Below are 16214 nucleotides of genomic sequence, written 5' to 3' on the forward strand. Positions count from 1 at the left end.
GACCGTCCTCGGGCACACGACCCGCCAGGTGGCGGGGCATTCCCCGGCCGGCCGGACGCGGTTAGGGTCGGCGCGTGACCCCGTCGTTCGAGCTCGACCAGGACCACCTCGACCTGCGCGCGTGGGTCCACGACTTCGCTGCCGACGTGGTTCGTCCCGCGGCCGCCGAGTGGGACGAGCGCGAGGAGTTCCCATGGCCGGTGGTCGAGGAGGCCGCGAAGGTCGGCCTCTACTCGGTCGACTTCGTCGTCACCCAGGCGCTCGACGAGACCGGCCTGGGCTTCCCGATCACGATGGAGGAGCTGTTCTGGGGCGACGCCGGCATCGGCCTCTCGATCGTCGGCACCTCCCTGGCCGCGGCCGGGGTCCGCGCCAACGGCACCGACGAGCAGGTGGCCGAGTGGGTCCCGGCGATGTACGGCGCTCCCGGGGACCTCAAGCTCGGCGCGTTCTGCTCCTCCGAGCCCGACGCCGGATCCGACGTGGGCGCGATGCGCACCCGCGCGACGTACGACGAAGCCACCGACGAGTGGGTCCTCAACGGCACCAAGACCTGGGCGACCAACGGCGGCATCGCCGACGTCCACGTGGTGACCGCCGTGGTGGACCCCGAGCTGCGCACCCGCGGCCAGGCGAGCTTCGTGGTGCCGCCGGGGACGAAGGGGCTCAGCCAGGGCCAGAAGTTCCACAAGCACGGCATCCGCGCCTCGCACACCGCCGAGGTCGTGCTCGACCGGGTGCGGGTGCCCGGCCGGTGCCTGCTCGGCGGCAAGGACAAGCTCGAGGCGCGGCTCGCGCGCGCCCGCGAGGGTGCCCGCTCCGGCGGCGCGTCCAACGCGTCGATGGCGACGTTCGAGCGCACCCGGCCCGCGGTCGGCGCGCAGGCGATCGGCATCGCGCGGGCGGCGTACGAGGTCGCGCTCGACTACGCCCAGACCCGCGAGCAGTTCGGCAAACCGATCATCGAGAACCAGGCCATCGCGTTCGCGCTGTCCGACATGGTCACCTCGATCGAGGCCTCCCGCCTGCTCGTGTGGCGCGCCGCCTGGATGGCCCGGCAGGGCAAGCGGTTCGAGCAGGCCGAGGGCTCGATGTCGAAGCTGTTCGCCGGTGAGACCGCGGTGCGCGTGACCGGCCAGGCGATGCAGATCCTCGGCGGCAACGGCTTCACCCGCGAGTACCCCGTCGAGCGGATGGCGCGCGACGCGAAGATCTACACGATCTTCGAGGGCACCTCCGAGATCCAGCGGCTGGTCATCGCCCGCGCGATCTCGGGGGCGCCGATCCGCTAGCGGCGATGACCAGGTCCCGGTGCCGCCCGCCGACGTCCGCGCCGTCACCGCGTCGCCGGCACCTCGGCACCTCGGCGTCCTAGACGTCGATCGCGCGGTTGACCCAGGTCGCGTGGACGACCATGCCGACCCTCTCGTACAGCCCGAGCGCGCCGGTGCGCGAGTCGGTGTCGAGGCCGGACGTCGTCGCGCCGTGCGCGCGGGCCACCGCGAACGCGTCGACCAGCATCGCCTGCGCGATGCCCCGGCCGCGCTGGTCGCGCCGGGTGGCGACCTTGTTGACGTAGCCCTCCTCGCCGTTGGCGACGAACACCTGCGTCACGCCGACCACCGCCCCGCCGGCGTCGGTGACCACCCGCAGGTTCCACGGCTCGAAGCCGGGACGGCCCACGACGGTGGCCAGCCAGTCGTCCAGCGGCATCCGGTCTCGCTTCGACCACTCGAGGAAGGCGTCCTCGACGACCGTCCAGCAGGCCTCGTGGTCGGCCGGCGTCGCCTCGCGGAGGGTGTAGCCCGCGGGGAGCTCGCGCGGCGCGATCTCGGCCCCGGCGGGCAGTCGGAGCACCCAGCTCTGCCAGCGCACGTGATAGCCCAGCGCCTCGAGCAGCCGGTCGCCGGGCGAGCCCTGCGGCACCGGCATGCCGATCACGTGCGAGCCCGCCTCGCGGGCCATGGCCTGCATCCAGCCGGCCAGCGCGGTGCCGATGCCGCGGCCGCGATAGTCGGGATGGACGGCGGCGTCGCCCCGGTCGGCCCCCATGATCTCGGCGTACGCGACCAGGCGCTCGCCGTCGAAGACGCCGACGGTGCCGGCGCTCACGTCGTACGACGGGCGCCCCCAGTCGCCCAGGATGTCGGCCTCCTCGATCGACACCTCGCCGGTGTCGTGGGCCTCCTGGGCGGCCATCACCTCCACGACCGCGCGGGCGTCGGTGAGGACCAGGGGACGAACGGAGAGGCCGTCGGGCGGCGTCAACGGGGCGGGCACGCCGCACATCGAACCAGGAGATGCGCGACGGGGCCGCCGAATTATCGGGCGGCCCCGTCGTCGGGCGCGGCTGGTCGAGACCGGGCCGCGGGTGCGGGTCAGGCGTTCTTGATCGCCGAGACGTCGAACTCGAGCTTGATCTTCTCGCTCACCAGCACGCCGCCGGTCTCGAGAGCGGCGTTCCAGGTCAGGCCCCAGTCCTTGCGGTTGATGGTGGCGCCGCCCTCGAAGCCGATGCGCAGGTTGCCGAAGGGGTCGCGAGCCGAGCCGGTGGGCTCGAAGACCACGGTGACCGGCTTGGTCACGTCCTTGATCGTCAGGTCGCCGGTGATCACCCAGTCCTCGCCGTCGCGCTCGACCTTCGTGGAGGTGAAGGTGATCTCCTTGTTCTGCTCGGCGTCGAAGAAGTCGGCCGAGCGCAGGTGCGCGTCGCGGTCGGCGACGCCGGTGTCGATGCTCGCGGTCTGGATCGTCAGGTCGACCCGGGAGTTGCCGGGGTTCGCGGTGTCGACGTGGGCGGTGCCGGCGAAGTCGCTGAACTGGCCGCGGACGGTGGTCACCATCGCGTGGCGGGTGCTGAAGCCGATCCGGGTGTGGGTCGGGTCGATGGTGTAGTCGCCGGAGATGTCCTCGACAGCGGTGGTCGGGGCGTCGAAGGACTCGGCGGACGAGCGGTTGAAGAACGACATGGGCTGACTCCTGGCGGGTGGGTGGTTGAACCTTTGACAACACTGAACCGGACCGGGGTCCGATTCATTCCCGGTAGCCGGAGCCGGCCCGAAGTACGCCTCCCCGAAGTACGCCTTCCCGAAATAGGCCTCCCCGAAATAGGCCTCGGCCCGTCAGGAGGACCTGGCGGGCCGAGGTGGGATCTGGTGGAAACGGGGTGAGGATCAGGCGGCGTGCGGCGTGTGCATCGGTACGCCGGTCTGGGGCGCCTCGGTCCAGCGGGCCTCGAGGTGGGTCCGTCCGCGGACGTCGGTCACCGGCACCCAGGTCAGCACCAGGGGAGTGGTCATCGTCGTGTCGTTCATCGGACGCCTTTCGTTCATCTTCTGTTCATCTAGCGTAGCCCCGATCCACTTCGGTGTCACGAATCCGGCGAAATTCGTCGATCGCCCTCCACTCCAGGGGGCGGGGAGGGGGTTGGATCGCGAGCTCCGCTCCACCGCACGCTCACGGGCAGGTGTGGGCGCAGGACGCACCCGGATCAGACCATTTGAGCGTTTTCTGCCCGAATCCGGGCAGGAACTTGCGTCGAGCACCCGTCGGGACCACGATCCGAGGCGTGGCACCTCGTCCCGATCCCGAGCTGGTCACCCAGATCGCGACCAGCACCGGTCTCTCGATGGGGGAGGCCGCGCGGGTGGTGGAGGACGTGCTCGCCTACCACGCCGAGCCGGTCGAGGCGTACGTGCGGCGCCGGCACGCGCACCTGAGGACCTACGGCGCCAAGAACGAGGAGATCTTCGCGCGCATCGCCGCGGAGCTGGCCGAGCGGGTGGTCGCGCCGCCCCGCCTGACCGAGCGCCAGCTGCGGCGCATCGTCTACGGATAGGAAGACTCTGACATGTGCGGAATCGTCGGGTACGTCGGCGCCCAGCAGGCCGCCCCGATCCTGGTCGAGGGCCTGACCCGGCTCGAGCACCGCGGCTACGACTCGGCAGGCGTCGCCGTGCTCGCGGGCAGCGGGAGCACCACCGCGATCAAGGTCGCCAAGCGCGCCGGCCGGGTCCGTGACCTCGCCGAGGCGCTGCCCAAGCGGTTCGCCGGACGGGTCGGGGTGGGGCACACCCGGTGGGCCACGCACGGGCCGGCCAACGACGTCAACGCCCACCCGCACACCGACGCCCCGGCCCACCACGCCCGGGTGGCGGTCGTCCACAACGGGATCATCGACAACGCGGCGGCGCTGCGGCACCGGCTGACCGAGGCCGGCGTGGAGCTGGCGAGCGACACCGACACCGAGGTGCTCGCCCACCTGGTGGCTCGCTCCAGCGCCGACACCCTCGAGGGCAAGGTCAGCGAGGCGCTCGCCGCGATCGAGGGCACCTACGGGATCGCGGTCGTCCACACGGACTTCCCCGACCGGATCGTGGCGGCGCGCAACGGCAGCCCGCTGATCATCGGCGTCGGCGAGCGCGAGATGTTCGTCGCCTCCGACCTGGCGGCGATCGTGCGGCACACCACGACCGTCGCACACCTCGACGACGGCGAGATCGCCAGCCTCACCGCCACCGGGTTCACCACCTACCGCCAGGACCTCACCTCGACGGCGAAGACGGCCACCGTGCTCGACGTCGACCCGGCGTCGTACGACGCGGGCGAGCACGAGTCGTTCATGCGCAAGGAGATGCTCGAGCAGCCCGCGGCCGCCGAGCGGGTGCTCCGCGGCCGGCTCGACGAGCGGTTCGGCACCGCGCACCTGGGCGGGCTGAACATGGAGCCGCGGGAGATCCGCGCGATCCGGCGGGTGAAGATCCTCGGCTGCGGGTCGGCCTACTACGTCGGGCAGATGGGGGCGGGCCTGGTCGAGGAGCTGGCCCGGATTCCCGCGGACGCCGAGGCCGCCAGCGAGTTCCGCTACCGCAACCCGATCATCGAGCCGGACACGCTCTACGTCGCGGTGAGCCAGTCCGGGGAGACCATCGACACCCTGCTCGCGGTGCAGGAGATCCGCCGCAAGGGCGGCCGAGTGATCGGCCTGGTCAACGTCGTGGGCAGTGCGATCGCCCGCGAGTGCGACGGCGGCATCTACCTGCACGCCGGACCGGAGGTGGCGGTCGCCTCGACCAAGGCGCTCACGAACATGTTCCTCGGCTTCGCGCTCCTCGCGCTCCAGCTCGGCCGCGTGCGCGACCTCTCGATCGCCGACGGGCGCCGGCTGATCGCCGGGCTGTCGCGCCTGCCGGGGCAGATCGAGGAGGTCCTCGCCCAGGAGGATGCGCTGGCCGCGCTCGCCGGCCGGCTGGCCGAGGCCGAGAGCCTCTTCTTCGTCGGCCGCGTGCGTGGCTACCCCGTGGCGCGCGAGGGTGCCCAGAAGTTCAAGGAGATCTCCTACCGGCACGCGGAGGCGTACCAGACCTCCGAGCTCAAGCACGGTCCGCTCGCCCTGATCTGCGAGGCCGTGCCCACGGTCGCGATCGTCCCCGACGACGAGCTCGCCGACCGCAACGTCGCTGCGTTGCACGAGATCGCCGCCCGTCGGGGACCGCTGGTCGTGGTGACCCACGACGGGGTCGTCCTCGGCGACCTCGACGCGAGCGGCGGGGTGGAGCGGGTCGTCGTACCCCGCAACGAGCGCGAGCTGGACCCGATCCTGCTGACCGTGCCGCTCCAGCTGCTCGCCTACCACGCCGCTCGGCGCCTGGGGCACGACATCGACAAGCCGCGCAACCTCGCGAAGTCGGTGACCGTGGAGTGACCGCGGACTGACAGGTGGCGGTCGCCCGCCGGACCCCCGGCGTTCACGCCGGCGTCCGGCCGGCCTGGTGGGGTCGGGGCCGTGAACGACATCTCGGGTCCTTCCCGCCGCCAGGTCCTCGGCGCGGGGGCTGCCGCCGCCGGTGCGGCCGCCGCCTCCTCGCTCCTGCCCGCCTCCCTGCACCGTGCGATGGCCGCGCCCGTGCGCCCGGGAGGACTCCGAGCCGTCGAGCACGTCGTGCTGCTCATGCAGGAGAACCGGTCCTTCGACCACTACTACGGCCGCCTGCGCGGCGTGCGGGGGTACGGCGACCGCGATCCGCTGCGCCGCCGCGCCGGTGGCAGCGTGTTCGCCCAGGCCGACGGCTCCCACGACGTACTGCCGTTCTCCGTGCGGCAGGCGGCCAGTGCCGCCGGCCGTCCCGCGACCGACATCCAGTACCTCGGGGCGCTGCCGCACGGCTTCACCGACGCGACCCAGGCCTGGGCGGACGGCTGGTGGGACCAGTGGATCCCGGCCAAGACCACCTCGACGATGACCTACTACGACCGGCGCGACATCCCGCTGCAGTACGAGCTGGCCGACACGTTCACGTCCCTGGACGCCTACCACTGCTCGGTCTTCGGCTCGACGAACCCCAACCGCAACTACTGGTGGACCGGCACCACCGGCTTCGAGCCGGACGGCGTGCGGCGGGCGGTGGGCAACGACGCCTACGACTACGGCCATGCGGGCTACGACTGGACGACCTACCCCGAGCGCCTCGAGGCCGCCGGCGTCAGCTGGCAGATCTACCAGGAGTGGGACAACTTCACCGACAACGCGGTGGAGTACTTCAAGCCGTTCAAGGCGATCGGCACGAAGATGCTCGCCCACGTCGACGGCTCCTACCGCACCACCGAGGAGTTCTACGACGCGCTGCATGGCAAGCCGGCCGCCGAGCAGGACGCGCTGCTCGCCCAGCTGGAGCAGGGCCGGGCGGCGCTCACGCCGGCCGAACGCTCCCTGTTCGACCGGGCGATGTACCGCAGCCGCCCGGGCACGCTGCTGGCCCGGATCCGCCGCGACATCCGCCGCGGCACGCTGCCGACGGTCGTGTGGGTGGTCCCGCCGGCCGCGGCGTCGGAGCACCCGGGCGCCTCGACGCCGGTCGGCAGCGCCAACCTCGTCCACGACCTGCTCGACGTGATCGCCGACGACGTCGACACCTGGTCGCGCACGGCGCTGCTGTTGAACTTCGACGAGAACGACGGCTACTTCGACCACGTCCCGCCGCCGGTGGCCCCGCGGCCGGCCACCGGCGCCGGGGACGACTGGTTCCTCGGCAAGCCGATCGGGCCGGGGCCGCGGGTGCCGATGACGATCGTGTCGCCGTGGACGGTCGGCGGCTTCGTCGACTCGTCGGTGGCCGACCACACCTCGACGATCCGGTTCCTGGAGCGGGTCACCGGGGTGCGCGAGCCGAACATCTCCGCGTGGCGCCGCAGCGTCCTCTCGGATCTCACCAGCGCCTTCGACTGGGACCGGGCCGGCCGGCCGCCGCGCACGCACCAGCCCGACCCGGTGCCCGACCCGATCACGCGCTGGCACCCGGACCCGCCGGCGGAGCAGGCCCTGCCGACGCAGGAGTCCGGGCGCCGCCCGGCCCGCGCCCTCGGCTACCAGCCCCTGGTCTCCGGCGGCGTCGCGAACGGCGTGCTCACGCTCGCGCTCACGAACGCCGGCGACCGGTCGGTGGCGTTCACCGTGTACCGGTACGGCGACGCCCTGGCCCGGCCGAGCTTCCACACCGTCGACCGTGCCGGCCAGGAGCTGGCCACGGTGCCGGCCCAGACCGACTGGGACGTCGTCGTGCAGGGGCCGAACCGGTTCTGGTGCGAGCTCGCGGGCACCGCGGCCGGCGCGGCCGCGGGAGTCGACGTACGTCCCTCGGTCGTGCGCCGCCGCGCGACCTTGGGTCTCGACCTCGTCAACGCCGGCAGCGCCCCGGTGACGCTGACGCTGGTGGCCCGCCACTACGTCGGCGGTCGGCGCAGCGTGACCGTCCCCGCGGGCGGTCATCGCACGCTCACCTGGCCGACCGACCAGGGGTGGTACGACGTGGAGGTGACCGCGGCCGAGGACGACACGTTCCGGCGCCGGCTGACCGGGCGGATCGAGACCGGTCGGCCCACCGTCACGGCGTGAGGAGCGTCGGGGTGGTCGTCGGGGTGATCGTCGGGGTGATCGTCGGGGTGACCCAGCCCACCGCGACGACGAATCCGCCGCCGGGGCCGGCAGCCACTACCGTTGACGGGTGAGCAGCGACGAGCACGACGACACGACCACCGCCGAGGTGACGTTCGCCGACCTCGGGCTGAGCGGCCCGGTGCTGAAGGCCCTGGCCGACGTCGGCTACGAGACGCCGTCGGCGATCCAGGCGGCGACGATCCCGCCGCTGCTCGCCGGCCGCGACGTCGTGGGCCTGGCGCAGACCGGCACCGGCAAGACCGCCGCGTTCGCGCTGCCGATCCTGTCCCGGCTCGACCTGTCCCAGAAGACCCCGCAGGCGCTGGTGCTCGCGCCGACCCGCGAGCTCGCGCTGCAGGTCTGCGAGGCCTTCGAGCGCTACGCCGCGCACGTCAAGGGCGTGCACGTGCTGCCGGTCTACGGCGGCCAGGCCTACGGCGTGCAGCTCAGCGCGCTGCGCCGTGGCGTCCACGTCGTCGTCGGCACCCCGGGCCGGATCATGGACCACCTCGAGAAGGGCACGCTCGACCTCACCGAGCTGCGGTTCCTCGTGCTCGACGAGGCCGACGAGATGCTCAACATGGGCTTCGCCGAGGACGTGGAGACGATCCTCGCCGACACCCCCGACGACAAGAACGTCGCGCTGTTCTCCGCGACCATGCCCGCCCAGATCCGCCGGATCTCCAAGCAGTACCTCACCGATCCGGCGGAGATCACGGTCAAGAACAAGACCGCCACCGCGCCGAACATCACCCAGCGCTACCTGATGGTGTCCTACCCGCAGAAGGTCGACGCCCTCACCCGCATCCTCGAGGTCGAGAACTTCGAGGGCATGATCGTGTTCGTCCGCACCAAGAACGAGACCGAGACGCTCGCCGAGAAGCTGCGGGCCCGGGGCTTCTCCGCGATGGCCATCAACGGCGACGTCGCCCAGGCCCAGCGCGAGCGCACGGTCAACCAGCTCAAGTCCGGCAAGCTCGACATCCTGGTCGCGACCGACGTCGCCGCCCGTGGGCTCGACGTCGAGCGGATCAGCCACGTCGTCAACTACGACATCCCCACCGACACCGAGTCCTACGTGCACCGCATCGGCCGCACGGGCCGGGCCGGTCGCAGCGGCGACGCGATCTCGTTCGTCACCCCGCGGGAGCGCTACCTGCTCAAGCACATCGAGAAGGCCACCCGCCAGCCGCTGACGCAGATGCAGCTGCCGACCGCCGAGGACGTCAACGCCACGCGGCTGTCCCGCTTCGACGACGCGATCACCGAGGCGCTGGCCAACGCCGAGCGGATCGACCGGTTCCGCGACATCGTCTCGCACTACGTGCGCGAGCACGACGTGCCCGAGGTCGACGTCGCGGCGGCGCTCGCCGTGGTCGCCCAGGGCGAGACCCCGCTGCTGATCGACCCAGCGACGGAGCCGCCCGCGCGCACGCCGCGCGAGGAGCGCGACCGCCCCGAGCGGTCGGCCAGCCGGGAGCGGCGCGGCCCGCGCTCCGACGTACCGATGGCGATGTACCGCATCAACGTCGGCAAGCGGCACAAGGTCGAGCCCCGCCAGATCGTCGGCGCGATCGCCAACGAGGGCGGCCTGCGCCGCGCCGACTTCGGCCACATCCAGATCCGGCCGGACTTCTCCCTGGTCGAGCTCCCCGCCGACCTCCCCGGCGAGGTCTGGGACGCGCTGCGCAACACCCGCATCTCCGGCAAGCTCATCGAGCTCCAGCGCGACAGCGGCGGTCCGCGCGCGGAGGCCCGCCAGAAGAAGCCGCGCCACAAGAGCCGGTCCTAGAGCAGGTACGCCGCCATCGCGGCGCCGGCCACCAGTCCGGACGCCGCCGCGGTGAGCACCGACGCCATCGGCATGGGGAGCTCGGGGACGTGGGCCATGTCGCCGGCGGCGTGCACCCCTGCGACGCTGGTGCGGCCCATGGCGTCGACCGAGACGCATCCCGAGGGCAGCATCGCGAGCCCGAGCTGCTCGGCGAACGGCGCGGCCTGGCTCAGCGCGGTGGCGACGAACATGCCGCCGTATTCCTCGACGGTCCCGTCGTCGAAGAGCACCCGGAGCCCGTCGGCCGCGCGCTCGAGCCGCACGACCCGTTCGGGGTCGACGCCCTCCACCGAGGCGGCGACCGGTCCCATCAACCCGCCGACGTGGCCGGGGTCGCCGAGCACCGCGACCCGGGTGCCGGCGAGCTCGTGGCCGTGGCAGAACGGGCAGTGCGCGACGACGTCGCCGAACAGCCCGCCGAGGCCGGGTACGGCGGGCAGCGTGTCGCGCAGCCCCGTCGCGAGCACCAGGCCGCGGCTGGTGACCTCCTGGTCGCCGACGACGACCCGGAAGCCGTCCCCGTCGCGGCCGACCGAGGCCGCCGCCGTGTCGCGGACGGTGACGGTGTCGTAGCGGGCCAGGTCCGTGCGGGCGGCGGCGCGGAGCTCGGCCGGCGGGGTGCCGTCGTGGGCGAGGAAGTTGTGCATGTGGTGGGCCGGGTCGTTGCGGTAGGACCCGGCGTCGAGGAGCAGCGTCCGGCGGTGCACCCGGCCGAGGGTGAGGGCCGCCTGGAGGCCCGCGGGGCCGCCGCCGATGACGACGGCGTCGTACTGGAACGAGTCAGGGATTGCCATGAGCACGAGGATGTGACTTCATGTTGACATGAAGTCAAGGGGCACCGCATCGATCGGTGCGATCGCCAAGCGGGTCGGTCTCGAGACCCACGTCCTGCGGCACTGGGAGGACGTCGGCCTGCTGCGACCGGGCCGCGACGGCGCCGGTCGGCGGCGCTACGTCCCCGAGGACCTGGTGCGGATCGCGGTGATCCAGCGCAGCAAGGCCGCGGGGATGACGCTGGAGCAGGTGCAGGTGCTGCTCGACGCCGACGCGCCGGAGCGGCACCGGGTGCTGGCGGCCCACATCGCCGACCTCGACCGGCGGATGGAGGAGATGCGGCGCTCGCGGGAGATGACCGAGCACGCGCTGAGCTGCCGGGCCCACGACGTCGCGACGTGTCCCCGGTTCAAGGCCGCGGTCGACGACCTGGTGGGCGACCTGGGTTGGTGAGGTGGTCGGTCTGGGCTGGTAGAACCGACACCATGCGTCCGGGCCGCCGACTCTCCCTCGCCACCGCCGCGCTGCTCCTCGCGGGGGCGGCCCTCGCCGGCTGCGACGCGGCCGAGAAGGTCACCGGGCCCGATCCCGACGCCGCGGCCGACGCGCTGGCCGCGGCGCTCGGGTCGGGCGACTTCGCGGAGGTGGCGTTCACCGAGGGGACGCCGGAGGACGTGGCCGCGGAGTACGCCAAGGTCGTCGAGGGCATGGGCGAGGTCACGCCGACGGTCGAGGCGACCGGCACCGACGAGACCGACGACGGCTCGGCGACCGCGACGCTGGCGTGGGCCTGGCCGGTCGGCGGTCAGGAGTGGAGCTACACCACCGAGGCGCCGCTGACCGAGGCCGACGGCGAGTGGCAGGTCGCGTGGTCGCGCGAGGTCGTCGAGCCCAGCCTCGGTCCGGGCACCGTCTTGGACGTGACCCCGATCGGCGGCGGGCGCGGGCCGATCATGGGGGCCGACGGCGTGGCGCTCGTGACCGACCGGCCGGTGGTCCGGTTCGGCATCGACCGCTCCCAGGTGCCGGCCGCGCGCGCGGCGACGTCGGCCCGGCGGCTGGCCGAGCTCGTGGACGTCGACCCGGCGCCGTACGCCAAGCAGGTCCGGGCGGCCGGTGAGAAGGCCTTCGTCGAGGCGATCGTGTTCCGCAAGGACGACGTGCCGCCGGCCGTGGCGCAGGGCTACCGGTCGATCCCGGGGGCGCTGGCCGTCCCCGACGACATCCCGCTCGCGCCCACGCGCGACTTCGCCGCCCCCCTCCTCGGCACGGTCGGCGAGGTCACCGCCGAGATGATCGAGAAGGACCCCGACAAGTACCAGGTCGGCGACCGGGCCGGCCTGTCCGGTCTGCAGGCGAGGTACGACGACCAGCTCCAGGGCACCGACGGCGTGGTCGTCGACGCGGTGGCCTCCGACGGCCGCGAGCGCCAGCTGTTCCGCGTGGACGCCCGGCAGGGCAAGCCCCTCGAGCTCACCCTCGACGAGCGCCTGCAGACGATCGCCGAGCAGCAGCTCGCGGACGTCGGGCCCGCCAGCGCGCTCGTCGCGATCCGGCCGTCGACCGGCGCGATCCTCGCCGCGGCCAACGGACCCGGCAACGACGGCTACAACCTCGCGACGTTCGGCCAGCTGGCGCCGGGGTCGACGTTCAAGAGCGTGAGCAGCCTGGCGCTGCTGCGCGCCGGCCTCACCCCCGAGAGCGTGGTGCCGTGCACGCGGTCGATCGTGGTCGACGGCAAGCGGTTCGAGAACTACGACGACTACCCGAGCAGCGCGCTGGGCGACATCTCGCTGCGCAGCGCGATCGCCCACTCCTGCAACACCGCGGTCATCTCCCAGCGGAGCAAGCTGAGCGAGGGCGATCTGGCCGCGGCGGCGGCTTCACTCGGGCTCGGGATCGACCACGACCTCGGGTTCCCGGCGTACTTCGGCAGCGTCGAGCCGCCGGCGTCGGAGACCGAGGCGGCGGCCGACCTGATCGGCCAGGGCAAGGTGCTCGCCTCCCCGATGGCGATGGCGGCGGTGATCGCGTCGGTCCAGGCCGGCCACACGGTGGTGCCCCGCCTCGTGAAGTCCGTCGACGTCGCGGTGCCCGACGACGCCACGCCGCTGTCGAAGGGTGAGGCGACCGCGCTGCGCTCGATGCTGCGTGCGGTCGTCACCACGGGCAGCGGCACCGGCCTGCTCGACGTGCCCGGCCCGCCGGTGATCGCCAAGACCGGTACCGCCGAGTTCGAGCGCGACGGCAAGCTGCTCACCCACGCCTGGATGATCGCCGCCCAGGGCGACCTCGCGGTGGCCGTGTTCGTCGACGTCGGCCCGTCCGGCTCCGGCACCGCCGGCCCGATCCTCGAGGCATTCCTCCGGGCAGCGCGCTGAGGTGTGCAGCGACCTGTCAGCCGAAACCCGCACGACACGCCGGGGCGCCCCGGCGTGTCGTGCGGGTTTCACCGGCTGACCGGTGAAACCCGCTAGTGCTCCCGCGTCGTCACGTTGCGAGCGACCTCCTCGGGCATCGGCTCGTAGTGGGCGAACGTCCGCGTGAACACTCCGGCGCCGTGGGTGGCCGAGCGCAGGTCGACGGCGTAGCGCACCAGCTCGGTCTGCGGGACCTCCGCGAGCACCTGGGTGCGGTCGTCGCCGACCTTGTCGGTGCCGAGCAGCCGGGCGCGACGGGCGGACAGGTCGCTCATCACCGTGCCGACCATGTCGTCGGGGACCACGACCGTGACCGTGTCGTAGGGCTCGAGCATCGTGACGGTGGTGGCGGCCGCCGCCTCGCGCAGCGCGAGGCCGCCGGCCATCTGGAAGGCCATGTCCGAGGAGTCAACCGCGTGGGCCTTGCCGTCCAGCAGGGTCACGCGCAGGTCGACGACCGGGTAGCCGTGGCGTACGCCGCGCTCCATCTGGGCCCGCACGCCCTTCTCGACGCTCGGGATGAACTGACGGGGCACGGCGCCGCCGACCACCTTGTCGACGAACTCGAAGCCCCCGCCCTCCGGGAGCGGCTCGACCTCGATCTGGCACACGGCGTACTGCCCGTGCCCACCCGACTGCTTGACGTGCCGGCCCTGGCCGGCGCCCTTGCCGGCGAACGTCTCCCGCAGGGACACCACGAACGGCACCTGGTCGACGTGCACCGAGTAGCGTTCGGTGAGCCGCTCGAGGGTGACCTCGGCGTGCGACTCGCCCATGCACCACAGCACCAGCTGGTGGGTCTCGGGGTTGTTCTCGATCCGCAGCGACGGGTCCTCCGCGGCGAGCCGGCCCAACGCCTGGGACAGCTTGTCCTCGTCGGCCTTGCTGCTCGCCACGATCGCGATCGGCAGCAACGGCTCCGGCATCGACCACGGCCGCAGCACCCGCGGCGCGTCGGGCGAGGACAGCGTGTCCCCGGTCTCGGCGCGCGAGAGGCGGCCGACGGCGCACAGGTCGCCGGCGACCACGCGCTCGGCCGGGACCTGCTGCTTGCCGAAGGAGTAGCTGAGGTTGCCGATGCGCTCGTCCTCGTCGTGGTCCTCGTGCCCGGCGCCGTCGCCGAAGAACGAGGCGAAGTGGCCGGAGACGTGGACGGTCTGGTCGGGCTCGAGGGTCCCGGAGAACACGCGGACGACGCTCAGTCGGCCGACGTAGGGGTCGCTGGTCGTCTTCACGACCTCCGCCACCAGCGGGCCGGACGGGTCGCAGGCGATCGCGTCGGCCGCCGCGCCCGACGGCGCGAACACGTCGGGTGAGGGGTGCTCGGCCGGCGACGGGAACGCCCGGACCGCGAGGTCGAGCAGCTCCGCGCAACCCACCCCGGTCACCGAGCACACCGGCACCACCGGGAAGAACGTCGCCCGCGCCACCGCGCGCTCGAGGTCCTCGACGAGCACCTTCTCGTCGATCTCCTCGCCGCCGACGTAGCGCTCCATCAGCGTCTCGTCCTCGGACTCCTCGATCACGGCCTCGATCAGGTCGCCCCGAAGCCCGGTCTCCTCCGCCTCGTCACTCGGGGTCAGCAGGCCGGTGAGCCCGGTGATCTCTCCGCCGTCGCGGATCGGCACGTACAACGGCATCACCCGGTCGCCGAACGCCTCCTGCGCCTGACGCAGCACGCCCTCGTAGTCGGCGCGGGCCTGGTCGAGCTTGGTCACGACGACCGCGCGGGGCATGCCGACCGCGGCGCACTCGCGCCACAGGGCGCGGGTGCCCTCGTCGACCCCGTCGTTGGCGGCGACCACGAACAGCGCGCAGTCGGCCGCACGCAGGCCGGCGCGCAGCTCGCCGACGAAGTCGGCGTATCCGGGGGTGTCGACGAGGTTGACCTTCACGCCGTCGTGGACGAGCGGGGCGACGGTGAGGGAGTTGCTGCGTCCGTGCGCGTGCTCGGACTCCTCGTGGTCACAGACGGTGGTCCCGTCGCGGACGGAGCCGGCGCGAGGTATCGCGCCCGAGGCGGCGAGCAGGGTCTCCGCGAGGGTGGTCTTGCCGGACCCGGCCGGTCCCACCAGCACCACGTTGCGGATCCGGTCCGGGCTGCTCGCCGCCAGATCCTGTCCCGACGCTCTCCTGTTCGTACCGCCCTTGTCTGCCATGACCACTCCTGCTGCCACGGGTCTCGCTGATGGGACCTCCGTGTTCCGACCAAACCCCTCATCGGTCCCGGGCACAAGGGCTGTTGGTCACGGTTTGTGTCGCCTACGCTGGTGCTTCCATGTCTCGGGTGGTGGGTCGTCTCACCCTGCTCTCGGAGGTGCGAGACCTCCTCGGGCAGGGCCTCACCGTCGCCCTCCGCGGCCCCACCGGGATCGGCAAGAGCGCGCTCCTCGACGCCCTCGATCAGCAGGTCTCGACGGTGCCCGGGCGGCCGCCGTTGGTGCTCCGGGCGGCCGGGTCGCCGGCCGAGTGCTCGCTGCCGTTCACCGCGCTCCAGGACCTCCTCGACCAGCTGCCGGCCGAGCCGGCCGGCGCACCCGGGGTCCGCCCGAGCCGCCCCGCGGAGCGGTTGGCCGCCGGGCTGTCGACCGACGCCCTGCGCTCGGTGCTGTGCGCGGAGTTCCGGGCGCTGCTCGACGTGCTCTCCGCCGACCGTGCGGTGCTGCTCCTGCTCGACGACCTCCAGTGGCTCGACGCCGACTCGATGTGCGTGATCGGCTACGCGCTGCGGCGCCTGCGCGGTCGGGTCGGGTCTGTCGTGACGATCGGTCCCGGTGGTGCACCGCCCGACCTCACCGCGGTCCGCTGCCTCGAGGTCCCGCCGCTGGACGCCGACGACACCATCGAGCTGCTCGGCCGGCACGGGCTGCCCGCCCACCTCGCGAAGCGGGTGTACGCCGAGTCCGGTGGCCTCCCGTCGGTCGCGCTCGGGCTGGGGGGCGCGATCGGCGAGCACCCCTCCCTGCTCGGCCGGCCGACGCCGTTGCCCGCCAGCATCGAGCGGGTCCTGCGGGACCGGTTCCTCGCCCAGCCGCCGTCGGTGCGGGAGACGCTCGTCCGGGCGGCGCTCCTGCACCGGCCGACGGTCCGCCAGCTCGAGCGGGCGGGCCGGATCGAGGCCGATGGCGACCTGCGTGCGGCGGCGGCCGCGGGCCTGGTGGAGCGCACCGGCGACCGGGCCGGCGACCGGTCGAGCGACGAATCCGGTGACCTGGTGCGCTTCGTCCCGCCGGTGCTGCGCCGGGTCGTCACC

Annotated in this window: 13 protein-coding genes; 8 read left to right on the forward strand and 5 right to left on the reverse strand. The window is 72.9% G+C overall.

Annotated features, from left to right (window positions below):
* The first annotated feature begins 74 nt into the window (after positions 1-74).
* Complete coding sequence (locus VGD85_RS21070; RefSeq protein WP_331065392.1) at positions 75-1292, forward strand: acyl-CoA dehydrogenase family protein; 1218 nt, start codon at positions 75-77, stop codon at positions 1290-1292.
* Positions 1293-1371: 79 nt separating this feature from the next.
* Here VGD85_RS21070 and VGD85_RS21075 read toward each other — a convergent pair whose 3' ends face one another.
* From VGD85_RS21075 to VGD85_RS21085, 3 genes are all read right to left on the reverse strand, one after another.
* A complete protein-coding gene (locus tag VGD85_RS21075; RefSeq protein ID WP_331065393.1) occupies positions 1372-2289 on the reverse strand; it encodes a GNAT family N-acetyltransferase in 918 nt (305 codons plus the stop codon).
* An 89-nt stretch (positions 2290-2378) separates the two neighbouring features.
* Complete coding sequence (locus VGD85_RS21080; protein ID WP_331065394.1) at positions 2379-2969, reverse strand: YceI family protein; 591 nt, start codon at positions 2967-2969, stop codon at positions 2379-2381.
* 204 nt (positions 2970-3173) lie between these two features.
* Positions 3174-3299, reverse strand: coding sequence for a hypothetical protein (locus tag VGD85_RS21085; RefSeq protein ID WP_331065395.1), 126 nt, complete (start codon positions 3297-3299; stop codon positions 3174-3176).
* Positions 3300-3628: 329 nt separating this feature from the next.
* Here VGD85_RS21085 and VGD85_RS21090 point away from each other — a divergent pair, with 329 nt between their 5' ends.
* The 4 genes from VGD85_RS21090 to VGD85_RS21105 all read left to right on the forward strand — a co-directional run bounded on the left by VGD85_RS21090 (position 3629) and on the right by VGD85_RS21105 (position 9725).
* Entirely contained in the window at positions 3629-3838 is a 210-nt protein-coding gene (locus VGD85_RS21090) for a hypothetical protein (RefSeq protein WP_331065404.1), read from the forward strand.
* A gap of 12 nt (positions 3839-3850) precedes the next feature.
* Positions 3851-5704: a glutamine--fructose-6-phosphate transaminase (isomerizing) gene (gene glmS / locus VGD85_RS21095; protein ID WP_331065396.1), complete on the forward strand. Its 1854-nt coding sequence runs from the start codon at positions 3851-3853 to the stop codon at positions 5702-5704.
* Positions 5705-5785: 81 nt separating this feature from the next.
* Positions 5786-7891, forward strand: a complete 2106-nt coding sequence (locus VGD85_RS21100; RefSeq protein WP_331065397.1) for a phosphocholine-specific phospholipase C — start codon at positions 5786-5788, stop codon at positions 7889-7891.
* Positions 7892-8000: 109 nt separating this feature from the next.
* Positions 8001-9725, forward strand: coding sequence for a DEAD/DEAH box helicase (locus VGD85_RS21105; protein ID WP_331065398.1), 1725 nt, complete (start codon positions 8001-8003; stop codon positions 9723-9725).
* Here the strand turns inward: VGD85_RS21105 and VGD85_RS21110 are convergent.
* Positions 9722-10561 (reverse strand): NAD(P)/FAD-dependent oxidoreductase, encoded by an 840-nt coding sequence (locus VGD85_RS21110; protein ID WP_331065399.1) that lies wholly within the window; start codon positions 10559-10561, stop codon positions 9722-9724. The two genes, VGD85_RS21105 and VGD85_RS21110, sit on opposite strands and share 4 nt — an antisense overlap.
* A gap of 28 nt (positions 10562-10589) precedes the next feature.
* Between VGD85_RS21110 and VGD85_RS21115 the strand changes: the two genes are divergently transcribed.
* Together VGD85_RS21115 and VGD85_RS21120 are read left to right on the forward strand one after the other, a co-directional pair.
* Positions 10590-10994, forward strand: a complete 405-nt coding sequence (locus VGD85_RS21115; RefSeq protein WP_331065400.1) for a MerR family transcriptional regulator — start codon at positions 10590-10592, stop codon at positions 10992-10994.
* A gap of 32 nt (positions 10995-11026) precedes the next feature.
* Positions 11027-12922 carry a penicillin-binding transpeptidase domain-containing protein gene (locus VGD85_RS21120; RefSeq protein WP_331065401.1) on the forward strand — a complete coding sequence of 632 codons (1896 nt, stop codon included), beginning with the start codon at positions 11027-11029 and terminating at the stop codon, positions 12920-12922.
* 92 nt (positions 12923-13014) lie between these two features.
* Here VGD85_RS21120 and VGD85_RS21125 read toward each other — a convergent pair whose 3' ends face one another.
* The gene (locus VGD85_RS21125; RefSeq protein WP_331065402.1) at positions 13015-15120 is read right to left on the reverse strand and encodes an elongation factor G-like protein EF-G2; all 2106 of its coding nucleotides are present in this window, start codon (positions 15118-15120) and stop codon (positions 13015-13017) included.
* Between the two features lie 119 nt (positions 15121-15239).
* Here VGD85_RS21125 and VGD85_RS21130 point away from each other — a divergent pair.
* On the forward strand, positions 15240-16214 hold a 975-nt coding region (locus tag VGD85_RS21130), incomplete at its 3' end, for an AAA family ATPase (RefSeq protein WP_331065403.1).

It is taken from the genome of Nocardioides sp. (assembly GCF_036401255.1).
GTDB lineage: Bacteria > Actinomycetota > Actinomycetes > Propionibacteriales > Nocardioidaceae > Nocardioides.